Genomic DNA, 12,411 nt, shown 5'->3' on the forward strand with positions numbered 1-12,411 from the left:
AAGACGCAGATTGAGACCACTCAACCACTGCGGTTTAAATTAAATAGATATACCTGAACAGAATTTAAAAGTTTTGCCCAGCCTCTGTATTTTTAATGTATTTATTTAATGATTATGCTCTCATACTAATCAAGCAAAATTTGTTATTGTCAACATATCATAGAGAATGTAGGTCATCTGACCCTAAAACAACACTCAAAATATACTATCACGTTACCTCGAAAACAAAAGAAAAAGAGCAAAATGTATTAGACAATTTATACTAATTGCCCCTTTTTTGCCCCTTTTAAAATTAATTATGTATTAAACTCAGTTAAAACGTTGATATATCAACGTTATTTAATGAATTATGCTTTACCAGTTGATCCAAACATATCCATTGTTTCTTTAGTAATTTTAACGATTGCTTCTTTACCAGGAGCAATTACTTTACGTGGGTCATAAACTTTATCGTCTGAATTTAATTTTTCACGAACTGCTTTAGTCCATTGTTGTTGTAATTCAGTGTTTACGTTAATTTTAGCATGTCCACGTTCAATAGCTTTTTTAATTTGAAACTCAGGGATACCTGATCCACCGTGTAATACTAATGGTGTTCCTGTAGCATCAGAAATTGCTTGCATTTCATCAAATCCTAAAACAGGTTCTCCATCATAAGTACCGTGAACTGAACCTAAAGCTGCTGCTAAAGCATCAATTTTAGCTTCAGATACCATACGTTTACATTCTTCTAAGTCAGCATATTGTACGCCACCAGTTACACCGTCTTCAACACCACCAACAGTACCAACTTCAGCTTCTACTGATACACCTTTAGAATGAGCGTATTCAACTAATTCTTTAGTCATTTCGATATTTTCGTCGATAGGGAAATGAGAATGGTCGAACATAACAGAAGTAAATCCAGCATCAATATAATGTTTAGCACTTTCAACAGTTGAACCGTGGTCTAAGTGTAATGCAACTGGAACAGTGATATCCATCGTTTCCATTAAAGCATTAACCATCGCTGCAACTACTTCGGCACCACCCATGTATTTACCAGCACCTTCAGATACACCTAAGATAATTGGTGAGTTGTTTTCTTGCGCTGCTTGTAATACTGCTTGAGTCCATTCTAAGTTGTTAATGTTGAATTGACCAACTGCATACTTACCTTCTTTTGCTTTGTTTAACATTTCTGTCATACTAACTAATCTACTCATTATATTTCCTCCTTGAAATCCTTTAGAAATAGTATATGTATTTCACTTAATATTATACTTTATTTTAATGATTTAGGCTAGTGAAATTAACACATCTTTTCACAAATTCATCATGTAAGCGGTATTTAATCTTCATCTTCTTCGTTTTCGTCGTATTCTTCGAAATCTTCTTCTTCATCATCTACTAATTCATCATCTTCTTCATCAATCTCAACATCTTCATCAATGTCTTCATCTTCAAAATCAGACAATTCACTTGCATAGTGATCTAACTCTTCTTCTTCATCTTCGTCTTCTTTAGCAATGACTTCATCGATATCATCCATATCTTCATCATCTTCATCGAATTCTTCATCTTCTTCATCATAAACTTCGCCATCTTCTGGGTCATCATCGTTATAATCGATCATATCTTCATCGTCAGCAAATGCATTTAATTTACGTTTCTTACGACGGCGTTTTGGAACTTCTTCTTCAGCTGAAGTAATGGTTTCTTCGTCGATTGAATCAATTGGGTACCATAAGCGTAAGCCCCAACGATTATCTCCTAATGAGATGAAGCGTCCATCAATATTTAAATCGGTATAAAATCTTACTAAATTCGCTTCTAATTGGGCTTCATTTAAATCTAAATATTCTTGAATCATAATTAATAATTCATTAAATTCAATGACATCACCTTTTTGAACTAATATTTCATGAGCAACTTCAATTAATGAAAGTTCCTCGCGGTTCTGACCTTCGAATGCCTTTAACTCCATATCGTCACTTCCTTTATATTTCTACCTTACTATCTTAACGATTTATTGATGATAAATCAATCTAAAATCATAATCACCAATGGGTTTATTTTCATTTAATAGCTGATAATCTACCGAAATTTTATTATTAGCAATACTGATTCGATGTGTTAAGACATCAAACACCATTAATCCCTGTGTTGTCGAATAAGCTAATTGGGTCGGCTCTTCTTTATTAAATAATAATCGGGTAGATCCATAACTAATTTCTAAATTTCCATTATTAGGAAACCATTTAACATGAACCATTTGTCCTTGTTGATCTTCGTAAGTAATTTTTTCAAATGAATTGAGTTGATAATATTCACCTTGTGTTTGATGACGCCATTTTTCAATACGTTTTGTCGTAGAATCCAAAATTTTCTGGGTCACTTTCACCGTAACGCTTTCACGCTTCACTAATTCACTTCCCCTCTGCTAGTAATTATAACCTATTATTTGCTATAATAAAAAGGAATTAACACGATTTTTACAGTTTATTGGAGGTAAGGTATGTCAGAGTTTTTATCGCATCATCATTGGCTTTACACTGAAGTCGGTTCAGGTTCTAATGCAGATGATGGTTTAGTCGCTTTAAGTTGGCAAGATGCTTTTATTCGCCATATTATGACAGTTAATGACCATCCGTCTGATAAATCGTCACAGGCAAAAGGGATTATTCACTTCTATCGTCTCAATTACCCAACGATCATACTGGGCCCTAAAGACACTCGATTAAAAGCATTACCAGAAGGTATAGCGTATTTAAATAAGCAAGGATTCGCTCCCCATTTACGTGCTCATGGTGGACTAGCTGTGGTTAGTGACCCTGGCATTATCAATATTTCCTTTATCAGTAATCTAAAGGAATACCCGTTAACTATTGATGAAGGCTATGAGCAAATGATTCAATGGCTTAAAGAAGCTCTTAGTCCTTTGGGATTGAAGGTAGAAAGCTACGAAGTACCCGATTCCTATTGTCCTGGTACATACGATATTATCATTCAACAACAAAAAATTGGTGGCATTGCACAACGTCGTTTCAAAGATGGTGTGGCCGTCGCCGCTTATATCAGTGTTACAGGTAATCAAAGAGAACGAGCTAAAATAATCCGGCAGTTTTATCAAATATCAGAGGCTGATTCGCAATATCCTAATGTCAATCCTGATGTGATGTCCAACATCAACGACTTCTTAGCTAAACCTATATCTGTCGAAAAGTTTAAACAACTCCTTTTAAATACCGTTCAACAACAAACTCAATTAACTCGTTTGCCTGATTCTGGGGAAGCATTAGAGGCACTCTACCAGAAAATGTACCAAAAAACACTTGATCGTAATTACCCTCTACAAATTAATAAATAAGGAGCATCTATATGTCAACATTTCAAGAAAAAGTTATGGCACAAAAGTTACCTCGTGAAAAAGTTTTCCGTGACCCTGTTCATGATTATGTTCATATTCATGACAAAATTATTTTAAAATTAATTGATACGCGTGAATTTCAACGCTTGAGACGAATCAAGCAATTAGGAACCTCTTCGTTTACATTCCATGGGGCAGAACATTCGCGCTTTAATCACTCATTAGGTGTATATGAGATCACACGCCGTATCATTGATTTGTTCGAACGCCAATACGCAACTAAAAAAGCCAATGATGGCTTATGGAATCCTGATGAGCATATGGTAACACTTTGTGCGGCCTTATTACACGATATTGGTCATGGCGCATTTTCCCATACCTTTGAAGGTATTTTTAATACGGATCACGAGGCTTTAACACAACAAATAATCACTTCTTCTGAAACAGAAATCAATCAAGTATTGCGCTATTTTGGAAATGATTTCCCTGAAAAAGTAGCCAGTGTCATCAATAAAACTTATCCTAACCAACAAGTAGTACAAATTATCAGTAGTCAAATTGACGCCGATCGAATGGACTATCTTCTTAGAGATGCCTATTATGCTGGTGTCAGTTATGGAACTTTCGACTTAACTCGCGTGCTGAGAGTAATACGTCCTTATAATAACCAAATAGCTTTTGACTATTCGGGAATGCATGCTGTAGAAGATTATGTTGTCAGCCGATATCAAATGTATATGCAAGTTTATTTCCATGGGGTATCGCGTGGAATGGAACAAGTATTAAAAAGCTTATTAGACCGTGCTAAAAAACTCTATTTAGAAGACGAAACACAAATGAAACAACCGGCTGGCTTATTAAAACCATTCTTAACCGGCACCTGGACTTTACAGGATTACTTACTATTGGATGACCATGTAATGAGCACTTATTTCTCAATGTGGATTTATGAAGACGATCCGATTTTATCTGATTTAGCCTATCGCTTCGTCAATCGTAAGCCATTTAAATCGTTAATCGTGACCGAAGAAAATCGCGAAGCCTTGGCTATTGCCCTACAAGATGAAATGATTCAAGCAGGGTTTGACCCAGATTATTACTTCGGTATCAATAGTAGTTATGATTTACCTTACGATTACTATCGTCCTAATCAAAAAAAACAACGTACGCAAATTGAATTATTAACCAAAACATACGATAAAGTCGAATTATCACAAGTCAGTGCTTTAGTTAATACCTTAGCTGGAGAAGTAAAAGGAGATTTACGTCTTTATTTCCCAGGCCAATTAATGACATATTTTGAATGTATTCCAGCTGATAAATTGACAAGTAATCAACAAATGATCTTAGTGGCTCATGAAAAAGAATACAATGACACTAACTACCAAATCCAAGAACGACTCTTTAATTAAAAACATCTTGATAATCACTAGCTCTAATTACCCTTTAGTCTTGGATATAAAAACACATAGCGAGTAGGCGAGCAAGCAAAATGTATTGTTTTTCATATTGTTTGACTAACTCTTAGAGTTGAATACGCATCAGCCTAATCTTTAGACACCGTTGAATGCCACTCAATCAATACACATATCCTAAACGATGATTGGCTGAACTGAAATTATCAAGTTTATACCTAGACTTTCTGGTACTGTTTTATCCAATCAAACAAAATGAAATATAAAAAAATAGCAATTTAATTCAAGTTGATCCCGCAAAAATCAACAGCATTTCGAATTAAGTTGCTATTTTATTCTTATTTTTCAATTAATTCAATCCATTCGCTCACAGTTTTAAAGCCAATCTTTTGGTAGAGTTTTATCGCTTTTTTATTATCTCTATCGGCTTGAATTTGTAAGGGACGGTGATATTTTTGCGTTAAATAAGTGGTTAATTGAGCTATTGCTTTAGTTCCGAACCCTTTATTTTGTTGTTTTTTCTTAATCGCGACTGCAAACAAATAAATAACCTTAGGATGCACTTCAATCGAACACGTTCCGATGATTTCATTTTGAATAGAGAATTGATATAATACCATGCTGCTATCTGCTGCGACTCGCTCCACAAAAAGCCGTTCTTCATAATATGAATCGTCAAAGCACTCCGCTAGTATATGAGCAATTGAATGCAAGTGTTCGGGTAATGCTCGTCTTACCTGTATCACATTTGCTTCTTTTTCATAATGCTGACGGTCGAAGAGTTTATTTTTTGAATCTTCCACAGATGTAATTGTTTGAGCTTCTGCACCAAACATCTCTTTTTGATCATTTCCAAATTGTAAAATGAGTTCTGGTATCGCATCAGGATTAAGACGATAACGATTAAAAATCGCTGGATATTGCTGATAAAATTTACGTTCTATTTTATAACCAATCGTTCTTATTCGATAATCACGACAAATTTGTTTTATTTTAGCAATTATGGCGTCTTTGATTAGCAGCTTTCGATATTGGGGATGGACGATACTTGCTACTTCCGCTAAATCTGTATCCTCTGCGTAGATTGTCCCTACACCAACAAGATGGCCTTGATGATAATATAAAACCAAAAATGGCATCGTTTGATCAAAATTATATTGATTAGATAGAAATAACCAACGATAGGTGTGATCTGCCTGACGAACAAATTGTTCTAATTGATGAATGTTATCTCTTAATTCTGATGATAGATGGTTTAACACAACAATACTCATACTTGACTCCTACTACAATTCATTATTCTATTAAGACACCTTCATTTAACAACAAAATCTTGTTGTCGTCAATTCACAAAATAAAAAACCTTCTAGCTATCTCATAAACATTCGATAGCCAAAAGGTATGTTTGTGGTGTGTAGTAAGTAATTACCAAGCGGCAACATTCGCACCGTCGGTAATTTCAGTAATTTTTTCTGCTACTTCCTCTGATTGATATAATTCAACAATATGTTTGTATAATTCATTTTCAACATCATCTTTACGCGTAACGACCACATTTTTATAAACCTCATTCACTTTAGCTAAATCTTCTGTGTCAACAAAGATCGCATCATCTTCAATAGATAAATCATGGTCTAAGGCATAGTTCGTATTAATTATCGCCGCATCTACGTCGGGTAAACTAACCGCTACTTGAGCAGCATCTAATTCTTTAAACTCTAATTTTTTATCGTTTTTAGTAATATCTTTTAAAGTTGGTAAGACGCCCGCTGCGTCATCTACTTCAAGGACACCTGCTTGTTCTAATAATAATAATGCACGCCCACCATTCGTTGGGTCATTTGGAATAGCTACCACTGCTCCTTCTGCTAATTCATCCAATGAAGTTACTTTTTCAGAATATGCTCCTAGAGGTGAAACATAAGTATAGCCGATTGGTTGTAAATCTTCGTCATTTTCTTTATTCCATTCTTCTAAGTAAGCCACATGTTGGAATGCATTTAGGTCTAAATCGCCACTAGCGACTGCCACGTTTGGTTGAACATAATCATTAAATAATTCAACTTCAAGGGTAATGCCTTCTTTTTCTGCTAATTCTGCTACAAATTCCCACACTTCGATTTCATCATCACTGGCCACACCGACTTTAACTGTCTCCCCATCAAATGGTTTATCTTCTGCAAAGGCAGTTGCTGGTGCTACCAAACCTGCTAATAACGCTAATACACTAACTTTTTTTACTAATTTTTTCATATGAATTCTCCTTATGATAATTATTTAAAGATCTTTTTTTACTAACGGGAAAATCATTAAAAACCCGAATATTAATTATATTGCTTGGTTATTGTATCATTTCCTGAATAATAGGTATTGGAAGGGACGATAAGGTAACATACTTCCTCCTCCAGGTTATTAATTATATTTTACTACTCTGCTACTGTTGTCTCTTGGGTTGTCTCATCTTCTGTTTGTTCCTCGATTACCGGTGCATTTTCCCAAACCGGTTTGTCGCCACCATTCGTTGTATCATAAATTGCTTGCGCTACTGCATCGGTTTGATAAAGTTCAACAATTTTTAAGTATAATGGATTTTCTTTATCTTCTTCTCTAGCCACAATCGAGTTTTTATATTTCTCGCTTAATTTTTCTGGATAATCAGCATCTACAAAGATAGCATCTTTTAATGATAAGCCAGCATCATTGGCGAAGTTCGTGTTAATAATAGCAGCATCCACATCAGGTAAGGTCGCTGCTAATTGCGCCGCATCTAATTCCTCAATTTTGATATTTTTAGGGTTTTCTGTAATGTCTTCTGGCGTTACTAAAATTCCCGCTTCATCATCAATTTCCAATACTCCTGCTAATTCTAAAGCTAATAATGCGCGTCCACCATTCGTTGGATCGTTCGGGATAGCGACTGTACCGCCTTCTGGTAATTCATCTAAAGACTTAATTTTTTCAGAATAAGTGCCCATTGGCGATACGAAGGTAAATCCTATCGGAACTAAACTACCATCATTAGATTCATTCCAGTTATCTAAGAAAGCAATGTGTTGAAACGCATTTAAATCAATTGAGCCATTTTGTAAAGCTTCATTCGGTTGATTGTAGTCGGTGAAAAATTGTAATTCAACTTCAATGCCTTCTGCCTTCGCTTGATCAACCACTACTTGCCAGACATCTTCAGCCGAACCCGGTACGATTCCGACAGTAACCTTTTCCCCTTCAAATTCATTTTTTTCTTCTGCTTTCACATTGGTGATAAAAGGTAAGGTTAAAGCGCTCGTTAATAAAGTTAATGAAATAGTTTTAATAAATTTTTTCATAAACTCAAATCCTTTCTTAATAGGTCAAACTTGACCGATAAATTGTTAATTAGTGTTCAATTTTTTTAATAATCCAATTGAAAATTAGTTGTGTTACAAAGACAATCACTAAAATTAAGAATGTTGCGACTAAAATAACATCCATTTTACTACGATTATAGCCTCTGGCAATCGCTATCGTTCCTAGCCCTCCACCTGCTACCGCACCAGCCATTGCCGTTAAGCTAATGACATTGATAACTGTTGAAGCACTCACTCGTAACAATGACGGTAAACCTTCTCTTAAATAGACTCTAACAATAATATCCCATGGACTACATCCCATTGATTGTGCTGCCTCAATCACACCTGAATCTACTTCTAAAAGAGCAATTTCAACTTGTCGTGCGAAAAATGGAATCGTCGCAATGATAATCGGCACACTAGCCGCTGTTGACCCAATAGTTGTTCCGACAATAAAACGTGTGACATTTATCAGTAAAGCTAAAAGTATGATAAAGGGGATTGAACGAAAGATATTGATAAAGGCATCCAAAATTTTATAGATAACTTTATTTTCTAAAATGCCCCCAGGTCGTGTCACTGTCACAATGACACCGACAATCAATCCTAATATACCAGCAAAAATGATGGTCAAGAGTAACATATAGACCGTTTCCCAAGACGCTTTCACGATATCGTCAAGTAATTTATATACATCTGGCATATTGGTTTCAATAAATTGCATCATGCCTCATCAGCCTCCTTTTGAACATATTGTTGAAACAATGTTTGTACTGAATCAACTTTTACTGAGTGTTGCTTTAAAAATTCAGTAGCAGCATTAATTTGTTGCGGTTCTCCTTTTAAAGCGACTAATAAATTGCCAACAGGTGTATTTTGAATAATTTCAATATGACCGTATAAGATGTTAATTTCAATCCCATATTCTCGAATAACCTCTGTAATAAACGGTTGCGTCGTTTGATTGCCCGTATAAGTTAATCTGGCTAATTCAGATTCGTGACTAATGGAAATGGTTTGAGGATGTTTCAAGACTAATTCAATCTCTTGGTCAAAATGGGTTGCTGTATTGATGAATTCTTTAGTTAAACGTTGTTTTGGTTGTGTAAAGATTTCTAATATACTGCCTTCTTCTAGGACATGGCCATTTTCCATTACTGCCACTCGATCACATAAATCCTTGACAACTGCCATTTCGTGAGTAATCACGACCATCGTGATATTCAATTTTTGGTTCAACTCTTTTAATAGTTTTAAAATCGAGCTGGTAGTTTTTGGATCCAAGGCACTGGTTGCTTCATCACAAAGTAAGACATCCGGATCATTGGCTAAAGCTCTAGCGATTGCCACTCGTTGTTTTTGTCCACCTGATAATTGACTTGGATAGCTATCGGACTTTTCTTTCAGTCCAACCAAATTCAATAATTCAGCTACTTTATGAGCGACTTCTTTTTTCGAAAGGCCACTGCCTTTTAAAGGAAATGCAACATTATCAAAAATCGTTCTTGAATTCATTAAATTAAAGTGTTGAAATATCATGCCGATTTTTTTGCGTGCAGTTCTTAATTCTGCGGGTGTTAATTCAATCAAGTTTTGTCCATTAACGGTTACTGACCCATGTGTTGGTCTTTGTAATAAATTAATCGTTCTAACTAAAGTACTTTTTCCGGCTCCACTGTAGCCAACTATTCCAAATATTTCGCCGCGATTAATTGATAAATTGACATCTTTCACTGCAGTTACGACATTATCTTTTTGTTTAAAGACAACCTCAATGTCTTTTAATTCAATCATTATAATCCCTCCAATATAAAAAAACTCTCATCCTATATAAATAAAGGACGAGAGTTATCATTTCGTGGTACCACCTTTTTTGTTAAATTATTGCTAATTTAACCTCATACAGTACAGTCAAACATGTATTAACGATACTGTGCCATTTTAACGGTTGGATCCGTCCACTCTTATTGCCTAGCATTCAGAGTGACCGCTCAGTGGCCATTTTCAAATTAAGTTCATTTACTTACTTTCACCAAATGTAAGCTCTCTAGGAAATGTCCATTAATTTTACTTTCCACATCAATGCGTTTATTTATATTATGTAGCTATCATACAAGATAATTTTTTCTTTGTCAACAATTATTAATAAATTTCTCATTTTTCTCATTTTTTGTTTAATTAACTGTTATATCGCGGTTTTATATGCTACAATTTAAGAAATAACAATAGAAAGTTGGGATAACGGTGAAATTTAATCAACAACTTAATCATTTACAACCAAGCCCTATTCGTTCTTTCAACGAGGAAATTTCAAAAATTGAAGGCTTAATTCCATTAACAATTGGTGAACCTGATTTTAATACCCCTGATTTTATTAAAGAAGCGGCGATCCAATCGATAAAGGATGATCTAAACGGCTACTCTCATTCTCGTGGAATGATTGAATTACGTCAAGCCATTGCACGCTATGTCTTACGTAAATATGATTTATCTTACTCGCCTGATACAGAAATCATTGTTACGTCAGGACCTACGCAAGCGTTGTTCGCTAGTTTTTTAACGATTTTAAATCCCGGTGATAAAGTGCTGATTGCCTCACCCAATTATGTAATTTATAATACTCAAGTGAGTTTAGCACATGGTGAAATGGTCATGGTTGATACGAGTGATACAAACTTTATCTTTACACCAGAGAAGTTAGAAGCAGCCATCATCGATAATCCTGGCACAACAGCTATTTTACTAAACCATCCTGCTAATCCAACCGGTGGTACCTATACTGAACAGCAACTCCGTGCATTGGTACCGATTATAGAAAAATATGATTTATGGGTCATTTCTGATGAAATTTATGGGGAATTATCTTATGATCATCCTCATTATTCAATGGCTAAATTATTAAGAGAGCGTACAATTCTTATTAATGGTTTATCAAAATCGCATGCGATGACAGGCTGGCGCAGTGGTTTTCTAGCAGCACCAGTTGAAGTGGCCAACCAGTTATTTAAAGTTCATCAAGCAATGGTCAACACTCCTAATACACAAATGCAATATGCCAGTATTGTCGCGTATGACCATGGAGACGAAGCCATCGAAGAAATGCGCGCCATTTATAAAGAACGCCGTGATTTCTTAATGCAAGCTTTTAAAGAAATGAATATTGAAACTTTAAATCCTCAAGGTGCTTTCTACTTATTTGTTAAAGTTCCCGAATGGTACCAAGGCAATGATCGTGAATTCTGTTTAGATTTAGCACATCAAGCCAAAGTAGGCGTTGTGCCAGGTTCAGGTTTTGGACCAGCCGGTAAAGATCACTTCCGAGTCAGCTATGCCGCTAGTCTTGAGACATTAAAAGAGGCAATAAAACGTATTACGGCTTTTGTAAAAGAGCATCAACCTTCATAATAATTGCTGTACTTTAATATAAATGAAATAACCTCAAATGTAACGGTACCAACCAGTGAACATTTGAGGCTTTTTGATGCTAATCTTGATTTTGTTGCTACTTAATTCGTTTAAAAAATTGAATTTAGATAAATGTTTTAAGTTCAAACAACGTATCTATCAGTAGGAGGTTGTAAAATGACAGTAATACTCTTTATAATCGGGACTTGTCTGGCTTCATTTTTTACCTGTATAGCCAGTGAACAAACTATCAACTTTACACGTCGTTCTCATTGTGATAACTGCCGTCACGCATTAGAAGCAATCGATCTGATGCCCTTGGTATCATTTTTAATATTAAAAGGAGCCTGCCGTCATTGTCACGCGAGCTTAAACCGTAATTATTTTTTTCTTGAATTACTGGGTGGTTGCTTTGGTCTTTCTCTTTATTATTTACAATTCAATAGCTTTTACGAAGGTTATCTATTATCACTCATTATTTGCTGGTTACTTTTATTAAGCATTGAGGATTATTTTCATTTACAAATCGATTGGTGGGGGTTATTCATCTTAGGCGTTCTTTGTCTGTTTAATAGACAGTCACTGTGGGTTGCAGTCGTTATATGGTTATTATTGGAAACAGTCATTTATTATCGCCCTACGGCTTTTGGAGGAGCGGATGCCAAAATAATCGGCTTATTAGCTTGCACCTTAGAGGAAATGACCATCCCTTACTTCATCTTAGGCGCAGCCTTGTTCGGCCTTCTTTATTCCATATTACAATATCACCACATCAAACGCTGGAATGCCATTCCTTTTATCCCTAGCATCGCAATCAGTTATCTATTTTGTTTACTCCTATAAAAAAGGGTTCTATACTTTTTGGTGTAAGTGGGAGTGGGCAAGAAGTAGAAAATCGAATGATTTTCGCTTC

12 protein-coding genes and 1 other annotated feature are annotated in these 12,411 nt (G+C 35.4%); of the genes, 4 read left to right on the plus strand and 8 right to left on the minus strand.

Going from position 1 to position 12,411, the window contains the following annotated elements:
• Positions 1 to 347 precede the first annotated feature (347 nt).
• The 3 genes from fba to HMPREF2811_RS02605 form a co-directional block, all read right to left on the minus strand.
• Entirely contained in the window at positions 348 to 1,205 is an 858-nt protein-coding gene (gene fba / locus HMPREF2811_RS02595) for a class II fructose-1,6-bisphosphate aldolase (RefSeq protein WP_071407970.1), read from the minus strand.
• A 125-nt stretch (positions 1,206 to 1,330) separates the two neighbouring features.
• Positions 1,331 to 1,966: a DNA-directed RNA polymerase subunit delta gene (rpoE, locus tag HMPREF2811_RS02600; RefSeq protein WP_071407971.1), complete on the minus strand. Its 636-nt coding sequence runs from the start codon at positions 1,964 to 1,966 to the stop codon at positions 1,331 to 1,333.
• Between the two features lie 42 nt (positions 1,967 to 2,008).
• Complete coding sequence (locus tag HMPREF2811_RS02605; protein ID WP_071407972.1) at positions 2,009 to 2,404, minus strand: DUF1934 family protein; 396 nt, start codon at positions 2,402 to 2,404, stop codon at positions 2,009 to 2,011.
• Positions 2,405 to 2,497: 93 nt separating this feature from the next.
• Here HMPREF2811_RS02605 and HMPREF2811_RS02610 point away from each other — a divergent pair, with 93 nt between their 5' ends.
• Positions 2,498 to 3,349: a lipoate--protein ligase family protein gene (locus HMPREF2811_RS02610; RefSeq protein WP_071407973.1), complete on the plus strand. Its 852-nt coding sequence runs from the start codon at positions 2,498 to 2,500 to the stop codon at positions 3,347 to 3,349.
• A gap of 11 nt (positions 3,350 to 3,360) precedes the next feature.
• Positions 3,361 to 4,761 (plus strand): HD domain-containing protein, encoded by a 1,401-nt coding sequence (locus tag HMPREF2811_RS02615; RefSeq protein ID WP_071407974.1) that lies wholly within the window; start codon positions 3,361 to 3,363, stop codon positions 4,759 to 4,761.
• Positions 4,762 to 5,102: 341 nt separating this feature from the next.
• On the opposite strand, the gene HMPREF2811_RS02620 is transcribed toward HMPREF2811_RS02615, so the two are convergent.
• From HMPREF2811_RS02620 to HMPREF2811_RS02640, 5 genes are all read right to left on the minus strand, one after another.
• On the minus strand, positions 5,103 to 6,038 hold the full coding sequence (locus HMPREF2811_RS02620) for a GNAT family N-acetyltransferase (protein WP_071407975.1): 936 nt from the start codon (positions 6,036 to 6,038) through the stop codon (positions 5,103 to 5,105).
• A 151-nt stretch (positions 6,039 to 6,189) separates the two neighbouring features.
• On the minus strand, positions 6,190 to 7,017 hold the full coding sequence (locus HMPREF2811_RS02625; protein ID WP_071407976.1) for a MetQ/NlpA family ABC transporter substrate-binding protein: 828 nt from the start codon (positions 7,015 to 7,017) through the stop codon (positions 6,190 to 6,192).
• A 173-nt stretch (positions 7,018 to 7,190) separates the two neighbouring features.
• Positions 7,191 to 8,090 carry a MetQ/NlpA family ABC transporter substrate-binding protein gene (locus HMPREF2811_RS02630; protein WP_071407977.1) on the minus strand — a complete coding sequence of 300 codons (900 nt, stop codon included), beginning with the start codon at positions 8,088 to 8,090 and terminating at the stop codon, positions 7,191 to 7,193.
• Positions 8,091 to 8,139: 49 nt separating this feature from the next.
• Positions 8,140 to 8,820: a methionine ABC transporter permease gene (locus HMPREF2811_RS02635; RefSeq protein WP_066126033.1), complete on the minus strand. Its 681-nt coding sequence runs from the start codon at positions 8,818 to 8,820 to the stop codon at positions 8,140 to 8,142.
• On the minus strand, positions 8,817 to 9,887 hold the full coding sequence (locus tag HMPREF2811_RS02640) for a methionine ABC transporter ATP-binding protein (RefSeq protein WP_071407978.1): 1,071 nt from the start codon (positions 9,885 to 9,887) through the stop codon (positions 8,817 to 8,819). The genes HMPREF2811_RS02635 and HMPREF2811_RS02640 overlap by 4 nt, the downstream gene beginning before the upstream one ends.
• Before the next feature lie 40 nt (positions 9,888 to 9,927).
• Positions 9,928 to 10,185, minus strand: a binding site (T-box leader).
• A gap of 152 nt (positions 10,186 to 10,337) precedes the next feature.
• Between HMPREF2811_RS02640 and HMPREF2811_RS02645 the strand changes: the two genes are divergently transcribed.
• Together HMPREF2811_RS02645 and HMPREF2811_RS02650 are read left to right on the plus strand one after the other, a co-directional pair.
• Positions 10,338 to 11,498, plus strand: a complete 1,161-nt coding sequence (locus tag HMPREF2811_RS02645; RefSeq protein ID WP_246829797.1) for a pyridoxal phosphate-dependent aminotransferase — start codon at positions 10,338 to 10,340, stop codon at positions 11,496 to 11,498.
• A gap of 177 nt (positions 11,499 to 11,675) precedes the next feature.
• Entirely contained in the window at positions 11,676 to 12,341 is a 666-nt protein-coding gene (locus tag HMPREF2811_RS02650) for a prepilin peptidase (RefSeq protein ID WP_071407980.1), read from the plus strand.
• Positions 12,342 to 12,411 lie beyond the last annotated feature (70 nt).

The organism is Globicatella sp. HMSC072A10 (assembly GCF_001811625.1).
Classification (GTDB): Bacteria; Bacillota; Bacilli; order Lactobacillales; family Aerococcaceae; genus Globicatella; species Globicatella sanguinis.